At 69.1% G+C, this 17867-nt stretch carries 13 protein-coding genes and 2 tRNA genes; 4 read left to right on the top strand and 11 right to left on the bottom strand.

Annotation, left to right across the window (positions count from 1 at the left end):
* Positions 1 to 5 precede the first annotated feature (5 nt).
* The 4 genes from KIH31_RS11415 to KIH31_RS11400 all read right to left on the bottom strand — a co-directional run bounded on the left by KIH31_RS11415 (position 6) and on the right by KIH31_RS11400 (position 3724).
* On the bottom strand, positions 6 to 1622 hold the full coding sequence (locus KIH31_RS11415) for a GTPase (RefSeq protein ID WP_214427219.1): 1617 nt from the start codon (positions 1620 to 1622) through the stop codon (positions 6 to 8).
* Positions 1619 to 3346 (bottom strand): dynamin family protein, encoded by a 1728-nt coding sequence (locus KIH31_RS11410; RefSeq protein WP_214427218.1) that lies wholly within the window; start codon positions 3344 to 3346, stop codon positions 1619 to 1621. The genes KIH31_RS11415 and KIH31_RS11410 overlap by 4 nt, the downstream gene beginning before the upstream one ends.
* 113 nt (positions 3347 to 3459) lie before the next feature.
* Positions 3460 to 3532: transfer RNA gene (locus tag KIH31_RS11405), tRNA-Glu, on the bottom strand.
* 120 nt (positions 3533 to 3652) lie between these two features.
* Positions 3653 to 3724, bottom strand: a tRNA-Gln gene (locus KIH31_RS11400).
* A 397-nt stretch (positions 3725 to 4121) separates the two neighbouring features.
* On the opposite strand from KIH31_RS11400, the gene KIH31_RS11395 reads away from it, so the two are divergent.
* Entirely contained in the window at positions 4122 to 5510 is a 1389-nt protein-coding gene (locus tag KIH31_RS11395; RefSeq protein ID WP_214427217.1) for a hypothetical protein, read from the top strand.
* On the opposite strand, the gene KIH31_RS11390 is transcribed toward KIH31_RS11395, so the two are convergent.
* The 3 genes from KIH31_RS11390 to KIH31_RS11380 form a co-directional block, all read right to left on the bottom strand.
* The gene (locus KIH31_RS11390; protein ID WP_214427216.1) at positions 5507 to 6253 is read right to left on the bottom strand and encodes an HAD family hydrolase; all 747 of its coding nucleotides are present in this window, start codon (positions 6251 to 6253) and stop codon (positions 5507 to 5509) included. The genes KIH31_RS11395 and KIH31_RS11390 overlap by 4 nt on opposite strands.
* A gap of 14 nt (positions 6254 to 6267) precedes the next feature.
* The gene (gene gltX / locus KIH31_RS11385) at positions 6268 to 7773 is read right to left on the bottom strand and encodes a glutamate--tRNA ligase (protein WP_214427215.1); all 1506 of its coding nucleotides are present in this window, start codon (positions 7771 to 7773) and stop codon (positions 6268 to 6270) included.
* 63 nt (positions 7774 to 7836) lie between these two features.
* On the bottom strand, positions 7837 to 8613 hold the full coding sequence (locus tag KIH31_RS11380; protein WP_214427214.1) for a fumarylacetoacetate hydrolase family protein: 777 nt from the start codon (positions 8611 to 8613) through the stop codon (positions 7837 to 7839).
* A 210-nt stretch (positions 8614 to 8823) separates the two neighbouring features.
* Between KIH31_RS11380 and KIH31_RS11375 the strand changes: the two genes are divergently transcribed.
* Complete coding sequence (locus KIH31_RS11375) at positions 8824 to 9708, top strand: endonuclease domain-containing protein (RefSeq protein WP_214427213.1); 885 nt, start codon at positions 8824 to 8826, stop codon at positions 9706 to 9708.
* A gap of 80 nt (positions 9709 to 9788) precedes the next feature.
* Here the strand turns inward: KIH31_RS11375 and KIH31_RS11370 are convergent, their stop codons facing one another.
* Together KIH31_RS11370 and KIH31_RS11365 are read right to left on the bottom strand one after the other, a co-directional pair.
* On the bottom strand, positions 9789 to 10901 hold the full coding sequence (locus KIH31_RS11370) for a branched-chain amino acid aminotransferase (RefSeq protein ID WP_214427212.1): 1113 nt from the start codon (positions 10899 to 10901) through the stop codon (positions 9789 to 9791).
* Between the two features lie 120 nt (positions 10902 to 11021).
* Positions 11022 to 12074: a 3-isopropylmalate dehydrogenase gene (locus KIH31_RS11365; protein ID WP_214427211.1), complete on the bottom strand. Its 1053-nt coding sequence runs from the start codon at positions 12072 to 12074 to the stop codon at positions 11022 to 11024.
* A 186-nt stretch (positions 12075 to 12260) separates the two neighbouring features.
* Between KIH31_RS11365 and KIH31_RS11360 the strand changes: the two genes are divergently transcribed.
* Both KIH31_RS11360 and KIH31_RS11355 read left to right on the top strand, forming a co-directional pair.
* Positions 12261 to 13694, top strand: a complete 1434-nt coding sequence (locus KIH31_RS11360) for an ABC transporter permease (RefSeq protein ID WP_214427210.1) — start codon at positions 12261 to 12263, stop codon at positions 13692 to 13694.
* Between the two features lie 3 nt (positions 13695 to 13697).
* Complete coding sequence (locus KIH31_RS11355) at positions 13698 to 14390, top strand: ABC transporter ATP-binding protein (RefSeq protein WP_214427209.1); 693 nt, start codon at positions 13698 to 13700, stop codon at positions 14388 to 14390.
* Between the two features lie 85 nt (positions 14391 to 14475).
* On the opposite strand, the gene metG is transcribed toward KIH31_RS11355, so the two are convergent.
* Positions 14476 to 16035 carry a methionine--tRNA ligase gene (gene metG, locus KIH31_RS11350; RefSeq protein ID WP_214427208.1) on the bottom strand — a complete coding sequence of 520 codons (1560 nt, stop codon included), beginning with the start codon at positions 16033 to 16035 and terminating at the stop codon, positions 14476 to 14478.
* A 206-nt stretch (positions 16036 to 16241) separates the two neighbouring features.
* A complete protein-coding gene (gene serA, locus KIH31_RS11345; protein ID WP_214427207.1) occupies positions 16242 to 17846 on the bottom strand; it encodes a phosphoglycerate dehydrogenase in 1605 nt (534 codons plus the stop codon).
* Positions 17847 to 17867: the final 21 nt, after the last annotated feature.

Below are 17867 nucleotides of genomic sequence, written 5' to 3'. Positions count from 1 at the left end.
CGCGCCTAACCCCGGGCGCGGCGGACGCACTCGGTGAACTCCCCGAGCACCAGCAGCTCAGCCTGCACCGGGCGGACGATCACGGCGTCGGCAACGTCGGCGACCGATGCCTGCAGCCTGCGCCGCGCCGCGCCGGCGCGTGCGCGGGCTCCCGCGGCCGCGAGCGGCCTGGCGGCGAGCGCCAGGACGATCCCCAGCAGCAGTCCCCCGGCGAGGAGCAGAGTGGGCACCGGGAAGCCCTGCGTCCGCGGCACATCGGGGACGGGCAACTGGAGGTAGCCCAGCACGGCGGGCACCGCCAGCCAGACGGCCCCGGCGAGCGCCGCCAGCAGCCCCAGCCACTGCAGCACCCCGAAGACCGGCCACCACCAGGCCAGCCGGCCGCTGTGCAGCTCCGTCCGCGCGACGGCCCCGTCCAGCTCTTCCTCCAGGTCCTGCCGCCCCCGGCGCGCGGCAGCCCGGATGGCTGCCCGCCACGGATCTGACGCCCCGGCTGCTGCCTCGTCGGCAAAGGTCCGGACGGCGGAATCCAGCCGGGCTCGTTCGGGAGGGCCGGCGGCCGGCAGCGACGTGCGGTTCAGCTCGGGCCTGACGTCGCTGCGGCCCAGGTTGAGCCGGCGCAGCGGGTCGGGGCGGAGCCTGACGAGCCAGCGGGTCAGCGGCCAGCCGGTGCGTTTGACCGCCTCCCGGCGGTAGGAGCCGGCGACTGCCTGTGCCACTGCGTCCACGCGGGCCGCTTCGGCCAGTTCCCTGCCCAGCCGGCGCCGGCCGCTGTCCGAAATGCCGGCCGCGTCGGAGGTGCCGGCGGCCTCGCCGAGCGACCGCGCGGCTCGGCCCACCTCCAGCGTGAGCCGCGCCGTGGCTGCCTGTCGGCTCTGCGCGACGTCCGCGATCCGGCGGCGAAGCCGTGTCAGCCCTGCGCCGGTTCGCGCCGAAACGGGGAGGACGTCCACGTCGCCCAGGCCGTCCTGCGCGAGGACGGAGCACAGGGAGGCCGTCACCGCCTCCTGGTCCGCCGGGGAAAGTCTGTCGATCTGATTGAGCACCACCGTCGTGACAGCGCCGTCCGCGGCGAGCCGGCGCAGGAACCCGTGGTGCAGGGCTGCGTCAGCGTATTTCTGCGGGTCGAGCACCCAGACCAGCACGTCCACCATCCCGGCCATGCGTTCGACAATGCGCCGGTGCTCCGCGGCGGTCGAGTCGAAGTCCGGCAGGTCCAGCAGAATCAGGCCGGCGTCGGGCTCGGACTCACCCGCGGAGTCCACCGGATGGATCCGCCGCGGCACGTCGAGCCAGTCGAGCAGTTCCTCGCTGCCGGCCGGCCCCCACACCGCGGCGAGTGGATCCGCCGTCGTCGGCCTCCGTGCGCCGACGACGGCCGCCGAGGTGCCGCTCACGGCGTTGAAAAGGGAGGACTTGCCGCTGCCGGTCGCGCCGAAGAACCCGACGACTGTGTGCTCCGAGGAGAGCGACCGGCGGGTGCTGGCGCGCTCGAGGACCTGGTAGACCTCGGCGAGCACATCCGCGCTGAGCCTGCCCTCCCCCAGTTCCCTGGCCTTGTTCAGCGCCTCCAGCCGGTGGGTCAGGGCCGAAGCCTCGCTGCGGTCGCGGTGCCGGCTCACGAGAGCTGCCCCAGCCGGAGCAGCGACTGTGCATGGTCCCGCAGGTCCGCCGCCGCCTGTGCCGGCGCGAGCCCGACCAGCCGGTCGGTGAACCGTGCGCAGTCGGCAGCGAACAGTGCCTCGCAGCGCGTGGCCAGATCCTCGCGGGCCCGCCGTGCAAGGCGCCGGACCGCATCCTCGCCGAACACCGCCTCGAGCAGTTTCTGGCCGATGACCGCCGAGCCGCCGGCAATCCCGAGTTCCAGGCCCGTCAGACCTCCGGTCATCGAGAACACCACGACCATCAGCGCGACGCCGGCGCCGTTGACGCCGAAGGACAGCATCCGTGCCTGCAACCGGCGGTTGGAGCCCTCGGCTTGGATCATGGCGAGCAGGGCGCGCTGCCAGTCGCGGATTGCCGCGGCGGAGGCCTGCTCGAATTCCGCCCCGGGCCCCGAGAGGTCGTCCCCGCCCAGCAGCAGCCGGCCGGCCGGTTCCGACCGCCAGCGCCGGTCCGCCTCTTCGGCGGCGTTGCCGGCTTCTGCGACGATGACGGCCTGCAGCCCGGATTCGATGGCGTGCTCCACCCGGACGGCCGGCGCGGGCTGGCCGCGGAGGAATGCGCCGATGCGGTCACGCATGCGCCCGGCATTCTGTTCGAGAGCACGGAAGAATTCGCCGGTTCCCACGAAGTCCTGCCAGCGGGCCAGCACCTCGCCGCGCAGCAGTGTGCCGTCCTGGGCCGAGTCCATCACCCGCTGTGCCGCGCGCCGGTACGGCTCTTCCGCGGCGGACCGCAGGTGGCGGACGGCCACATGCTGGTCGTGCGCCGCCTGCGCCGCGGCGTCCACCTTCACCGCCAGCGCCTTGACGGCGCCGCTGAGCGTGCGGCGGGCCACCTCGGCCCGGGAGGCCGCGTCAAACGCGATGCCTGCCAGCCAGCGCCGAAGCGGCTCGACCAGGAGGGCAGGAAGCATCCCGGCGTCGTCGAGCCGGGTCTCGGGAATCACAAAGAGGAGCGCTTCCGCCAAGCCATGGGCCTGAAGCATCGCTTCAAGGTCCGCAGTCACCTCGTCCTCGGCGTCGGTCGGGACCCTGTCCAGCACGACGGCGACCAGGATGTCCCGGGAGGCTGCGTCGAGCAGCAGCGCCCAGGGCACGGCGTCGGCATACCGGTTGGCCGTCGTCACGAAGATCCACAGGTCCGCCGCGTCCAGCAGCTCGCCGGCGAGGCGGCGGTTCTCATCGGCCACGGAGTCGATGTCCGGTGTGTCCAGCAGTGCGATGCCGGAGGGCACCGACTGCTCGGGCACGACGGTCAGCGACGTCGCTGCGCCGGCTTCGGCGGGTTCGCCGGTGCTGCGGCTCAGGCCCGGCAGGATGCGCCGGTCCTCGAACCAGCCGGCGTCCTCGGGATGGTGCAGCAGCACCGGTCTGCGCGTCGTCGGCCGCACGGCTCCGGCGCGCGTCACCGGACGTCCGGCAAGGGCGTTGACCAGCGTGGACTTGCCTGCGCCGGTTGACCCGCCGACGACGGCGAGCAGCGGCGCGTCCAGGCTGCGCAGTCGGGGAAGCAAATAGTTCTCCAGCTGCGCCAGTGCGCCCGCGATGCCTGCACGGGCGGTCTCGACGCCCGTCAGCTCAAGCGGCAGGTCGGCCCCCCTGAGGTCGCGGCCCACGGTCTCCAGCAGCGCGATCTCGGCCGCGTGCCGGCTTGCCGGCCCTTCGCTCGGATTCGGGTTCACCTGCCCATCATGCCAGCAGGATCCGCCAATCCCGGGGATTCCCGATCCGGGCAGGCAGCATCCGGGCAGACAAAAAAGCAGGTCCCGGACGGATGCCCGGGACCTGCTATCGGTGACCCCAGCGGGATTCGAACCCGCGTTACCGCCGTGAGAGGGCGGCGTACTAGGCCGCTATACGATGGGGCCTTGCACTTTGTGTCCGCCTCTTCCGAAGAAGAAGCTAGACGAGTATGACACAGAGAATGTGTCCTGCGCCAATCGAGTGGCGCACCCCGTTTTGCCCGAAAAACCGGGCCAAACGAAGAGCTGGGATACCAGGACTCGAACCTAGAATGACGGTACCAGAAACCGTTGTGTTGCCAATTACACCATATCCCAAGGGCACTTTCGGGCTGATGATCGAAGCGGTCTTCGCTCTCTCAGCGCCTCAGCACGAGTCATTACTTTACCCGATTGTCGCACGAGCAACAAATCGGCCTCCCGCCCCGCGCGAGCGGCCGTTGTGGCGGGTTTTCCCTGTTGGAGGCCGCCCCGTCTGCCCGCTCGCCACGATGAGCGGGCGATGAGCGGCCGACGAGCAGGCCTTGCGTCGTACATCACATTATGTTTACCCTCGGTAAGTTACTCCTGAGTAACAACACGGTTCCGGTAGTCGGCCCAATGCGGGCCTTTTTGGGGGACGGGACCCGCAGCCGCCGTCGACCACGGCGGCTGCGAGCCGAAAGTCCGGCAGCGCACCGCTGCGCGCCGGATCCGACCGTCGATAGGAAACACTGTGGTTTCGAGCAGAGTCGCTTCAATCACGTCCCGGCCCCGGGCCGCACACCGGATCACCATCGCACTGCTTCTCGTGCTGCTGCTGGCCCTCCTCACCGTTTTCTCGCTGATCATCACCCGCATTGCGGACGGCTCCCAGCAGCTCAAGGACGGCGCCGACAAGGCTTCGGCCGGCGCAGTCAAGCTCAGGGACGGCGCGGGCAAGGCCGCCACCGGTGCCGGGACCCTGGCTAGCGGGGCGGGCAAGGCGGCCGACGGCGCCGCCGCGGCCGGCTCCGGGGCAGGCCAGGTCGCCGACGGTGCGGCCCGGCTGTACCAGGGCATCAGCGGCAAGCTCGCGCCCGGCGCGGAGAAGCTGGCCGACGGCGCGCAGAACCTCTACGCCGGTGCCGGCAAGATCTCCGCCGATGTCCACGGCAAGCTGGCCCCGGGCGTCTACACGGTGAACGCGGGCGCAGCCAAGCTGCAGGCCGGCGCCGAGCAACTCTCCGCCGTGCTCACCCCGACGGCGTCGGGCACCTCGGACAACAACCTCGCGGACGGTGCCGGCCAGATAGCCGCCGGCCTCACCCGGCTCAAGGGCTACCCGGGCCCGAACGGCGATGCCACCAAGGGCGACGGCACGGCCGCGCTGCGCCAGGGACTGCAGCAGCTGCTGGACGCGGCCAATGATCCGGTCAAGGGCCTGGTCCCGATCAGCGTCCTGCGTTCCCAAATCCAGCAACTCGCCACCGGCGCCGGACTGCTCGACGACGGCGCCGGCAAGCTCGCCGCAGGCTCGGCAACACTGAAGGCCGGCTTCGGTACGCTCGCCGGCAAGCTCAACAGCCAGGACCCGCAGGCACCGGGTCTGGTGCTGGGAACGCAGATGCTTGCGCGGGGCACGGCCGCGATCCAGGTCGGCATGGACGGCGTACCCGGGGACCCGAACCACCCCGGGCTGCTCAAGGCGACCCAGGCGATCACGGACGGCTCCGCGAAGCTGGCTGCCGGTTCCCGGCAGCTCGCGGACGGCATCACTGTGCAGGACGCAGCCTCGCCGGGCCTGTTGCAGGGCTCGCAGGCGCTGGCAGCCGGAGCGGCCAAGCTCGCTGACGGCAACACCCAGCTCGCGGTGGGCACCGGCAAGATCTCGGCCGGCGCGGCGGCGCTTTCCGACGGCACCAGGAAACTCTCCGCGGGCGCGACCGCGCTGGCCGCCGGCAATCTCAAGATCGCCGACGGCACCGGCCAGCTTCACGCCGGGGCGGCTTCCGTCACCCCGGCGAGCGTAGCGGGCTCGTCAGGAACCGCGCTGGCGGTGTTCGTCGTCGGGCTGCTGCTGATCGCCGCCGTCGCGCTCAATGTCCTCAAGCGGCGGCGCGTCTCGTGGCTCCCAGGCGCCTAAGCGCCCTCCGGGCCGGCGCCTGAGCCGGAGAAAAGGACGGTGAGTTCGCTCAGGCTGGTGATTTCGGGACCGGCGAACCGGCCCGTCTCGACGCCGGACCTGTTGAGCCACACGGACAGCAGTCCCGCGGCTGCCGCGCCCTCGGCATCGACCAAGCGGTTGTCCCCCACGTAAAGCGTGTGGGAGGGGTCGGTGCCGAGCCGGCGCGCACCCTCATGGAAGATGCCCGGGTCCGGCTTGGCGACCCCGACCGTGTCGGTGCCCACCAGGACGGAGATGCGCTGCAGGCCGCAGCCGTCGAGCTTCACCCGCTGGTAGTCCTCGACGTTGTTGCTCACCGCGCCGTACGGCAGCCGCGCGGCGTCGAGGGCGTCCAGGAGTTCGGCGACGTCGTCGAAGGCTGCCCAGTGGCGGGGCAGGAGCCGCTGGTACTCATCGTTCCAGCGGCCGAAGCCCTCGTCGTCCAGCTCGGCGGCGCCGAAAACTGCGTGCACGTGACGCGCGCGCAGCACCCGCTGCTCGACGAAGGTCAGCTCCCCCGCCAGGTACATGTCGTAGTACCCCTGCGGATCGGCCCAGAAGAGGTGCTTGAATTCCTCCCACTCCTGGTCCTGCAGGTGCGGCAAATGCGGTCCGCTGACATGCTGCAGCGTGGTGGACATGGCAGAGCGGAGGTCCACCAAGGTGTCGTCGATGTCGAACAGCACCGCCTTGACGCGCCGTTCGAGGCCGTTGAGTTCCATGACGGGGCTGTCCCTCAGCCGCGGAAAGCCTTGATGCGGGCCAGCGAGGAATCCTTGCCCAGGATCACCATCGACTCGAACAGCGGCGGCGAGATGCGCCGGCCGGACACCGCGGTGCGGATCGGGCCGAAGGCAAGCCGGGGCTTGATGCCGAGCTCCTCCACCAGCGCCTGGCGCAGCGCCGCCTGCAGGTTCTCGGCGGTCCAGTCGGCCCCGGTGATCGGTTCGAGGGCGGAGAGCCCGGCATCGAGCACCTCGGAAAGATTCTCGGGCAGGCCCTTGCGCGCGTCGTCGGCAATGTCGATCGCGTCGTCGGCCTTGAACAGGAACGCGAGCATCTCCGGGGCCTCGCCGAGCACGGCGATGCGCTCCTGCACCAGCGGGGCGGCCTCGGTGAGGATCTCCTCCTCGCGGGCGGTCAGGGTGTCGCCGACCAGGCCCGCGGCCTGAAGGTACGGCACCAGCCGGTTGCGGAAGTCCTCGGCCGCGAGCATGCGGATGTGCGTGCCGTTGATGGCCTCGGCCTTCTTGTGGTCGAAGCGGGCCGGGTTGGGAAGCACGTCCCGGACGTCGAAGTGCTCGATCAGCTGCTCCACCGTGAAGATGTCCTCATCCGAGCTCAGCGACCAGCCCAGCAGGGACAGGTAGTTGAGCAGGCCTTCCGGAATGAAGCCCCGCTCGCGGTGCAGGAACAGGTTGGACTGCGGGTCCCGCTTGGAGAGCTTCTTGTTCCCCTCACCCATCACGTAGGGCAGGTGCCCGAAAAGCGGAAGGTACTGGGCGACGCCGATGTCGTGCAGGGCGTGGTACAGCACGATCTGGCGGGGCGTCGAGGAGAGCAGGTCCTCGCCGCGGAGCACATGGGTGATGCCCATCAGGGCGTCGTCGACGGGGTTGACGAATGAGTACAGCGGCGAACCGTCGGCGCGCACCACCACGAAGTCCGGGACGCTGCCGGCCTTGAACGTGATTTCGCCGCGGATCAGGTCCTCGAACACGATGTCGTCGTCGGGCATGCGCAGGCGGAGCACCGGCTTGCGGCCCTCGGCCTTGAACGCCTCGATCTGCTCCTCGGAGAGGTTGCGGTCGTAGTTGTCGTAGCCGAGCTTGATGTCGCGGCCCTCGGCGCGGTGCCGCGCCTCGATCTCCTCCGGCGTCGAGTAGGACTCATACAGGTGTCCCGCGGCCCGAAGCTTGGCCAGCACGTCCTGGTAAAGGTCCAGGCGCTGCGACTGGCGGTACGGGGCGTGCGGTCCACCGACCTCGACACCCTCTTCCCAGCTGATCCCGAGCCATTTGAGCGCATCCAGCAGCTGGTTGTAGCTTTCCTCGCTGTCCCGCTGCGCGTCCGTGTCCTCGATCCGGAACACGAAGGTGCCCTTCACATGCCGGGCGTAGGCCCAGTTGAAGAGTGCCGTGCGGATCAGGCCGACGTGCGGGGTGCCTGTCGGGGACGGGCAGAACCGGACGCGGACCGGGGTGTCGGGGGTGACGGTGGGGATTCCAGCAGAGGTAGTCATAATGGTTCTCAGTTTACGGCCTGCCCGGTGCGCCCGCGGGCAGGCATCCGGCCGTTGCGGCCGTTACCGGCGCACGGCCGGGTTGGACAGCCGGCCGATCCCCTCGATTTCGACGTCGTACCGCTGCCCGGCCTCGATCAGGCCGACGCCGGCCGGCGTGCCGGTCATGATGACGTCGCCGGGCAGCAGGGTGAAGGCGCGCGAGACGTAGGAAACGAGCTCCTTCACGCCCCAGATCATCTGGTCCGTGTTGCCGTCCTGCTTGAGCTCGCCGTCGAGGTAACCCTTGACCGCGAGGCTCTCCGTGTCCAGCTGCGTTTCGATCCACGGCCCGAGGGGCGCGGCGGTGTCGAAGCCCTTGGCCCGCGCCCACTGGTTGTCGGTCCGCTGCGCGTCGCGCGCGGTCAGGTCATTGCCGCAGGTGTAGCCGAAGACGACCTCGTCGACGCGCTCGACGGGCACGTCCTTGCAGATCCGGCCGATGACGACGCACAGCTCCGCCTCATAGGAGATCTCGTCCGAGAAGTCCGGCAGCACGATCGGGTCCCCCGGGCCCGCCACGGAGGTGTTGGGCTTGAGGAACATCAGCGGGGACTGCGGCACCTCGTTGCCCAGTTCCCGGGCGTGTTCGGCGTAGTTCCGCCCGATGCCGATCACCTTGCTGCGCGGGATGATCGGCGCGAGCAACCGGACGTCCTCCAGCTTGTGCCGGACGGCCGTCCGCTCGATACCGCCGAAGAACGGGTCGCCGCTGATGACGGTGACTTCTTCTTCGCCGGGGGCGCCTTCGACGATGCCGTACAGGGGGTCAGAATCCACAACAAACCGGGCGATACGCATGGGTACGACTTTACACAGTGGCCTTGGCGTCGTTCCGGCATCCGCCCCGGAAGTGAAACTCCCCCAGCGGCACCCTTCGCGCCGGGAATGCCCGTTCCACCTCCTCAGGCGGATCGCGTCTGCTCCTCCAGAGGGCCGACGGCGTCCCGCTTGCCAACATTTCCACCAGGCAAGGGCGCAAAAGACGCAGGTCCGGTTCATGCTCGGCCCATGCATACACCGGAGCGCGTGGCACAGCTGATGGGCGGCACTGCCTGGCGGGAGGACCTCGTGCGTCTCGCCGGCGTGCACGCCCTGCGCAAGAGTGCGGCCGCCGGGCGCCTGCTGCGGCTCCGTCGCGGGCTGTACATGCTGCCGCCGCTTCCGGCAGCCGAGCTGGCGGCAGCAGCAACGGGCGGCGTGCTATCGCAAGCGTCAGCTGCGGCCATCTGGGAGCTGCCGATGGTGGCGGGGCCGACGGCGGTGCATCTGACGGTCCGTCCGTCGGCGCACCCGGAAGCGGTCGAGGACGTGCGGTTCCACTACGCCCGCCTGGCCGGGACGGACGTCTTCCACCGCGGCCCCGGCGTCGCCGTCACCAGTCCGCTGCGCACAGTGCTCGACTGCGCTGCCAGCCTGCCGTTCCGGGAGGGCCTTGCGGTGGCGGACTCTGCCCTGCGTCTGGGCCGCATCGACGCCGGGCAGCTGCGGCAGGTTGCCTGCGCGCGCCGCGGCCACGGTAGCGCGGCTGCCCTGCGGGTGGCGCGGTTGGCAAGCGCCCTGGCCGCGAATCCGTTCGAGTCCGCGCTTCGGGGCATCTGCCTGGACGCCGGCCTCAACGGTTTCGAGCCGCAGGTGCAGGTTCGCGACGCCGGCGTGAACTACTACCTGGATCTCGCCGACCGCCGACGGCTGCTGGCGCTCGAAGCGGACAGCTTTGAACACCACGGCCACCGCAAGGCTCTGCACGCGGACTGCACGCGCCACAACGAGCTTGGCCGGCGCGGCTGGCTCGTGCTGAGGTTCAGCTGGGAGCACGTGATGTTCGAGCCGGAGTGGGTGCTGGCCGTCGTCCGCGACACGTTGCAGTGCCGGCGCATCCGTCCGGGGAGGTGAAAGCGCGCAAAAGGGCCCCTTCGCGCGCGAAGGGGCCCTTTTGCCTCTCGTCCCGGAGGCGGAACCTGGCGGCGGGAGTGTCAGGCCAGGCGGGTGAGCCAGCCGTGCGTGTCCTCGACCGCGCCGGTCTGGATGCCGAGCAGCTGCTCACGCAGGCTCATCGTCACCTCGCCAGCCTTGGCGTCCGGGGCGCCGATGACCGAGTCGCCGTCGACGAGCTTGCCGATCGGCGTGATGACGGCGGCAGTCCCGCACGCGAACACCTCGGTGATCTCGCCGGACGCGATGCCCTCGCACCACTCGTCCAGAGTGATCTTGCGCTCTTCGACCTTGAGCCCGCGGTCCTCGGCGAGCTGGATGATCGACGAGCGGGTCACGCCTTCGAGGATGGTCCCTGTGAGGGCGGGGGTGACCAGGGTTCCGTCCTTGAAGACGAAGAACACGTTCATGCCGCCCAGTTCCTCGACGGCGTTGTCGTTGGCTTCATCAAGGAAGACGACCTGCTTGCAGCCGTGCGCTTCGGCCTCGAGCTGGGCCGCGAGCGACGCCGCGTAGTTGCCGCCGCACTTGGCCGCTCCGGTGCCGCCGCGGCCGGCGCGGGCGTAGTTGCGGGAGAGCCAGATGGAGACGGGCGCCAACTCGCCGCCGAAGTAGTTGCCGGCGGGCGAGGCGATGACGCGGAAGGAGACTTCCTTGGCCGGACGCACGCCCAGGAACGCCTCGGTGGCAATCATGAAGGGGCGCAGGTAGAGGCTCTCACCCTCGCCGTTCGGGACCCACTCCTTGTCCGCGCCGACGAGTTGGCGCAGCGCCTCCAGGAAGATCTCCGGCGGCAGCTGCGGCAGCGCCAGACGGGCTGCGGAACGGTTCAGGCGCTCGGCGTTCTTCTCGGCACGGAATGTCCACACCGATCCGTCCGCGTGCCGGTAAGCCTTCAGCCCCTCGAAGATCTCCTGGCCGTAGTGCAGCACGGCTGCGGAGGGATCGAGCATGATCGGTCCGTACGGCTCAAGGCGTGCGTCGTGCCAGGAACCCTTGCCGTCCTCGCCGACGCTGTAGTCGACGATGACGGTGTGGTCAGTGAAGTGGTTGCCGAAACCGGGGTTGGCCAGGATGGCGGCCCGCTCTTCCTCGGTCCGCCGGTTCGTCGAAAGCTTTTGTGCGAATTCGACGCCCGCATCTGTCTGCGTCATTGTTCCTCCACGATGTGCTGCACGTCCTCGTGCGGTTAATACCTGTTAACTCCCAGCGTACCGCTCGCTTCCCGCCGAGCGGCCAGCGCCGCTTCCCCGGGGCCGCCGGAAAGCGGCCGGCTAGAGAGCCGCCGCAATGGCGTCCCCGACCTGGGCCGTCGGACGGACCGCGGTGCCCCGAGTGTCGATGTCGGCCCGCACGGCCGCCTGGATCCGCCGCGCGGCGTCCCCATGGCCGAGATGTTCGAGCAGCAGCCCCGCGGAGAGGATGGCCGCCGTCGGGTCCGCCTTCTGCTGGCCGGCGATATCCGGCGCGGAGCCGTGCACCGGCTCGAACATCGACGGCGCTGTGCCGTCCGGATTGATGTTGCCCGACGCCGCCAGGCCGATCCCGCCGGTGATGGCCGCGGCAAGGTCGGTGATGATGTCGCCGAAGAGGTTGTCGGTCACGATCACGTCGAACCGGGACGGGTCGGTGACCATGAAGATCGTGGCGGCATCGATGTGCAGGTAGTCGACCGTCACCTCCGGATACTCTGCAGCCACGGCTTCGACCGTCCGCTTCCACAGGTGGCCGGCGTAGACCAGCACGTTGTGCTTATGCACGAGGGTCAGCTTCCGGCGCGGCCGGCTCTGCGCGCGGGCGAAGGCATCCCGCACAAGTCGTTCGACGCCGAAGGCGGTGTTGACCGACACCTCGGTGGCGATCTCGTGGGGCGTTCCGGCCCGCAGGGCTCCGCCGTTGCCGACATACGGACCCTCGGTACCCTCGCGGACGACAACGAAGTCGACGTCGCCGGGCGCGGACAGCGGTCCGGGAACTGCCTTGTACAGGGTGGACGGGCGCAGGTTCACGTAGTGGTCGAGGGTGAAGCGCAGCTTCAGCAGCAGCTCACGCTCGATCAGCCCTGAGGGGATGCGCGTGTCGCCGGGGGCGGCCCCCACTGCCCCGAAGAGGATGGCGTCCTTGGTGCGCAGATCCGCGAGAACTGCGTCCGGCAGGATCTCCCCGGTGGCCAGCCAGTGCTCGGCGCCGAGTGAATACTGCGTGCTGTCCACCTGCACGCCCCCGCCGGCTGCCGCCTTGCGAAGGACCTTGAGGGCCTCGGCGGTCACCTCCGGACCGATGCCGTCGCCGGGAATGACTGCCAGATTGATAGTGGAAGGGCTCATTGCGCCAGCCTAGCGAAACATTCCACATGCTGGTCAAACTGTCTCAAAAAGTGGATTTCGATGAGCGTGGATGCCTTCCGGTCCTCACAGCCGGCTCACAGCGAGCCGGGGGTCAACGCCTAGCTACCGTTGGCATGCTGGGCTCCGGGCGCCACCATGGCGCCCTTTGTGAGCTTTGGAGGAATGTTGAGTGTTCTAGCTCGTAGTGTGGGCAACGCTTTTCGCAACAAGGTGCGAAGCGGCGCCGTCGTCGTCATCCTGGCGGTCGCCATCGGCCTTGCCATGTCCATGCTGGTCGCCAACCAGGCCGTCGGCGACAGGATCAGTGCCCTGAAGGGTTCGGTCGGCAACAACCTGACCGTCAACCCGGCGGGGGCCCGCGGGTTCCAAGGCGGCGGCGAGCCGCTCACCGCCGCCGACGTCACCAAGGCCAAGGCGGTGGCCCACGTCAGTTCGGTTACCGGGACACTCTCCCTGCGGCTGCGCACGGAGACGGCGACGACGACGGCCCAAGCAGGCACGCAGGCAGGAACCGCGCAGGGCGGACCGGGCGGCGGAGACGGCACCACGAGCCTGCAGTCCGCCGTCGAACCGGGCACCCTCGGCAACCGTCAGAACCAGTCCGGCGCCCAGTCCGGCCAGGGTCCCCAGGGCGCCCCCGGCTCGGGCAACGGGGGCAACGGCAACGGGACTGTCCGCACGTTCACGCTGCCAGTCTCGGCGACCGGCGTCGCCGGCACCGAGGACGCGAACGGCAACACGATCAACGTCACCAGCGGCAAGCAGCTCTCCAACTTTGCAGCAACTTCGACCCAGGCGCTCGTCGGCACCACGCTGGCGCAGAAGAACAACCTGAAGGTCGGCTCCACGTTCACCGTCGACAGCACCAAGATGACGGTGGCGGGAATCTTCGACGGCGGCACGGTCTTCGACAACAACGGCATTTACCTGCCGCTCGCGGCGGCACAGAAGCTGACCGGCCAGACGGGACAGATCAGCGCTCTGACCGTGAAGGTCGACAGCATTGAAAACGTCGACTCCACCAAGACCTCGCTGACGAACGCCCTGGGCAGCACCCGGGTGGACGTGACCGCCGGCTCGCGCAACCTCGACTCCGCGGTCAGTTCCCTGGCCAGCGTGCAGAACATCTCCCTGATCGCCTTCATTGCCGCTCTCGTGACGGCCGGGCTGATCGTCCTGCTGATCATGATCATGGTGGTACGCGAACGCCGGCGCGAGATCGGCGTGCTGAAGGCCATCGGCGCTCCCAACCGGACCATCGGCCTGCAGTTCGTGCTCGAGGCGCTCGTCCTCGTGGTGATCGGCGCGGTGGTCGGCACCGCGGTGGCGGTCTTCAGCAGCTCCGGCATCGCCTCTGCGCTGGTCTCGGCCAACACGGCCACCGCCGGCGCGCGCGGCGGCCGCGGCGGATTCGGCGGCGGCGGTTTCGGCGGCTTCGGCGGCGGTGCGCAGCTGATCGGAAACCTCACCACGACCATCGGCCCGGGAACGCTGCTGGGCGGCCTCGGGGCGGTCCTGCTGATCGCCGCGCTCGGCGCCCTGGTCCCTGCCTGGCTCACCGCCAAGGTCCGCCCCATCGAAGTTCTGCGAGGAGAGTAAGCCATGTTGGAAGTACGCAACGTCAGCAAGCAGTTCAAGTCCGGCGACCACACGATCAAGCCGGTCAACGACGTCAGTTTCAGCCTGGAGCAGGGCACCTTTGCCGCGATCCTCGGCAAGAGCGGCAGCGGCAAGAGCACCCTGCTCTCGCTGCTGGGCGCCCTCGACAAGGCAACCAGCGGCGACGTCATGGTCGACGGCGTGAACGTGAGCACCCTGCCCGACGGCAAGCTCACCGCCTACCGGCGCAACGACATCGGGTTCGTCTTCCAGCAGTACAACCTGGTGCCGAACCTGACAGCCAAGGAAAACGTGATGCTGCCGATGGAGTTCGCGCGGGTCAGGCGTTCGGAGCGGCAGGCCCGCGCGGCGGAGCTGCTGGAGCAGGTGGAACTGGAAGCGGACGTCCACGACCGCAAGGCCAACCGGCTCTCCGGCGGCCAGCAGCAGCGGGTCTCGATCGCCCGGGCGCTGGCCAACAACCCCAAGATCATCCTGGCGGACGAGCCCACCGGAAACCTGGACGAGCAGACCGGTGAGCTGATCATCGAACTGCTGCGCTCGCTCACCCGCACGCAGAACACCACTGTCCTCGTGGTCACCCACGACATGGCGCTGGCCCGCAAGACGGACCGCCGGTTCCGGCTGGCCAAGGGCAGCCTCGCCGAGGAATTCGACCGCAGCCGGGCCCGCTAGCACCCCTCCCCCAACGCCGAACGGCCAGGGACGGCGGCTTCCGCTCGCGGAAGGTCGCCGTCCCTGGCCGTTCGCACCTCAGGGGTCAGGCTTCGGCCGGCTCCTCGTAGCGCGGGAAGACGGGCGCGGGGGCGGGCAGCTCGACGCCGGGGACGATCGCGTGCGCGATGGCGCTGAACTGGCGGGCGTCCTCGGGCTGGCCGAGCAGCGTCAGCAGCTTTCCCGCCGATGAGGGCATCACGGGCTGCACGAGCAGCGCCACGATCCGCAGCACCTCGAGCGTGACATACAGCACCGTGTTCATGCGTTCGACGTCGGTCTTGCGCAGCACCCACGGCGCCTGGTCCGCGAAGTACGCGTTGGTCTCCCCCAGCACGGTCCAGATCGCTTCCAGGGCCGCGTGGAAGTGCTGGACCTCATAAGCGGCCCGGGACTTCTCCAGCAGCCGCTCGGCCTTGGCCAGCAGCTCGTGGTCCTCGGGGGCCAGCGTGCCGGGCTGGGGAACCTTGCCCTCGCAGTTCTTGGCCACCATGGACAGGCTCCGCTGCGCGAGGTTGCCCAGGTTGTTCGCGAGGTCCGCGTTCATCCGCCCGACGACGGCCTCGTGGTTGTAGGAACCGTCGGCGCCGAAGGGCACCTCACGCAGCAGGAAGAAGCGCACCTGGTCCAGGCCGTACTGGGCCACCCAGTCCGCCGGCGCCACGACGTTGCCGAGCGACTTGGACATCTTGACGCCGTTGTTGTGCAGGAAGCCGTGGATCATGACCCGCTTGGGCAGCTCGAGCCCGGCGGACATCAGGAACGCCGGCCAGTAGATGGCGTGGAAGCGGGAGATGTCCTTGCCGATCACGTGCACATCCGCGGGCCAGAACTTCCGGAACCGTTCCGAGTCGACGTCGGGGTAGCCGACGCCGGTGAGGTAGTTGGTCAGCGCGTCCACCCAGACGTACATCACGTGCTCGGGGTTGCCCGGCACGGGAACGCCCCAGTCGAAGGTAGTACGGCTGATGGACAGGTCCTCCAGCCCGCGCTTGACGAAGCTGATGACCTCGTTGAACCGGGTGTGCGGAGCGGCGAACTCCGGCTGGTCGGCGTAGAGCGCCAGCAGCTTGTCCTGGTAGGCGGAGAGCCGGAAGAAGTAGGACTCCTCTTCGGTCCAGGTCAGCTCCGTGTCCGTCTCCTTGGAGTAGCGCTTGCCGTCCTCCCGGAGTTCGATCTCGTCCTCGCCGTAGTAGGTCTCGTCCCGCACCGAGTACCAGCCGGCGTACTTGGACAAGTAGATGTCCCCGGCTTCTTCCATCTTCTTCCACAGCGCCTGGGAGGCGGCGTAATGGTCCTCGTCCGTGGTGCGGATGAAGCGGTCGTAGGAGATCTGCAGGGCCTTGTGCGTGTCCTTGAACACGGCGACGTTGCGGTCCACGAGCTCCCGCGGGGTGAGCCCCTCGCGCTCGGCGGTCTGCTGGATCTTCAGCCCGTGTTCGTCGGTGCCGGTCAGGAAGAACACGTCGTAGCCGTCGAGCCGCTTGAAGCGCGCCATCGCATCGGTGGCGATGTACTCGTACGCGTGCCCGATGTGCGGCACCCCGTTCGGGTACGTGATGGCGGTCGTGAGGTAGTACGGCGTCTTCGAGTCTGCAGATGTCACCCTAGAAAGTTACCCCGATTCGCTCCCCTGTGCCGCATCGTTACCAGCGGTACGGGGCGCGGGGCACGCCGCGGAGCTGCTTTGCCGGCGGCAACGAAACTTGCTCGGGCGTAGAGCGCCCTCCCAAGTATTAAAGCCGCCTACGCAAAGCACCCCCGCGGCGCGTGGCCGCCGGCGAAGCCAGGCCTTCGGTGAACCAGCAGAGCTTAGTCCGCGAGGTCGACTTCGCGGGCCATGGAGGCGCCGATGGAGTCCTTGACCGAGTCGAGGACGTCCTGCGGGACCGAGCTGTCCACGGTCAGCAGGGACAGTGCCTGACCGCCTTCGGCGTTGCGGGCCACCTGCATCCCGGCGATGTTGACGCCGTTCTCGCCCAGGATCCGGCCGAGGGTGCCAACGACGCCGGGGCGGTCCTGGTAGGAGATGACCAGCAGGTGCTCGCTGATCGGGATCTCGATGTCGTAGCCGTTGACGCTGACCAGCTTCTGGATCTGCTTGGGCCCGGTGAGGGTGCCGGCCACGGACACCTGGGTGCCGTCCGAGAGGGCGCCGCGGATGGTGAGCACGTTGCGGTAGTCCGGGGACTCGGTGGTGGTGATCAGGCGCGTGTTGACGCCGCGCTGCTCGGCCAGCACCGGAGCGTTCACGTAGGAGACCTGCTCGGAGACGATGTCCTTGAAGACGCCCTTCAGGGCCGCCAGTTCCAGGGCCTTGACGTCATGGACGGCGATCTCGCCCGCAACCTCGACGTCGATCTGGGTCACCGAGTCGTGCGTGAGGGCGGTGAAGACGCGGCCGAGCTTCTCGATCAGCGGGATGCCGGGACGGACGTCGGAGGCGATGACGCCGCCGGCGACGTTCACGGCGTCGGGCACGAGTTCGCCGGCCAGGGCAAGGCGGACCGATTTCGCCACCGAGATGCCGGCCTTTTCCTGCGCCTCGTCGGTGGAGGCGCCCAGGTGCGGGGTGACGACGACGTTGTCCAGGCCAAAGAACGGCAGGTCCGTGCTGGGCTCCTTGACGAACACGTCGATGCCGGCGCCGGCGATCCTGCCTTCCTTCAGGGCGGTGTACAGCTCGGCTTCGTCCACCAGTCCGCCGCGGGCGACGTTGATGATGTACGCGGTGTTCTTCATCTTCTCGAACGCCGCGGCGCCGATCATGCCCACGGTCTCCGGGGTCTTGGGCATGTGGATGGAAATGAAGTCGGACTGCTCGAGAAGCTCATCGAGGGAGACGAGCTGCACGCCCAGCTGCGCTGCCCTGGCTGAGGTGACGTAGGGGTCGTAGGCGAGGATCTTGGTTTCGAAGGCCTGCAGCCGTGCCGCGATCAGGGCGCCGATCCGGCCCAGGCCGATGATGCCGACCTTCTTCTCGAACAGCTCCACGCCGGTGTACTTGGAGCGCTTCCACTCCCCGTTCTTCAGCGCGGCGCTGGCGGCCGGGATGTGGCGGGCCAGGCTGAGGATGTGTCCGATGGTCAGCTCGGCCGCGGAGACGATGTTGGAGGTGGGGGCGTTGACGACCATGACGCCGGCCTGGGTGGCGGCCTTGATGTCCACGTTGTCCAGGCCCACGCCGGCGCGGGCGATGACCTTCAGCTGCGGCGCGGCGGCGATCGCTTCGGCGTCGACCTGCGTGGCGGAACGGACGAGGATGGCATCGGCGTCGGCGATGGCGGAGAGCAGCTGGGAGCGGTCGGCGCCGTCGGTCTGCCGGATCTCGAAATCCGGGCCCAGCGCATCCACGGTGGCGGGCGACAATTCCTCGGCGAGAAGGACGACGGGCTTACGGCCATTTACTTCGGTCACGGACGATTCCTCAGCTCAGTA

The organism is Paenarthrobacter sp. DKR-5 (genome assembly GCF_018531425.1).
Classification (GTDB): Bacteria; Actinomycetota; Actinomycetes; order Actinomycetales; family Micrococcaceae; genus DKR-5.
Note: the sequence above shows the minus strand (reverse complement) of the source record. Positions and strands in the feature narration are given on the sequence as shown.

Excerpts from the sequence above, each read along its gene's own strand:
- KIH31_RS11365 (WP_214427211.1), bottom strand. The coding sequence starts at position 12,074 with ATGAGCCCTTCCACTATCAATCTGGCAGTCATTCCCGGCGACGGCATC.
- KIH31_RS11375 (WP_214427213.1), top strand. The coding sequence starts at position 8,824 with ATGCATACACCGGAGCGCGTGGCACAGCTGATGGGCGGCACTGCCTGG.
- KIH31_RS11370 (WP_214427212.1), bottom strand. The coding sequence starts at position 10,901 with ATGACGCAGACAGATGCGGGCGTCGAATTCGCACAAAAGCTTTCGACG.
- KIH31_RS11390 (WP_214427216.1), bottom strand. The coding sequence starts at position 6,253 with ATGGAACTCAACGGCCTCGAACGGCGCGTCAAGGCGGTGCTGTTCGAC.
- gltX (WP_214427215.1), bottom strand. The coding sequence starts at position 7,773 with ATGACTACCTCTGCTGGAATCCCCACCGTCACCCCCGACACCCCGGTC.
- KIH31_RS11380 (WP_214427214.1), bottom strand. The coding sequence starts at position 8,613 with ATGCGTATCGCCCGGTTTGTTGTGGATTCTGACCCCCTGTACGGCATC.
- KIH31_RS11355 (WP_214427209.1), top strand. The coding sequence starts at position 13,698 with ATGTTGGAAGTACGCAACGTCAGCAAGCAGTTCAAGTCCGGCGACCAC.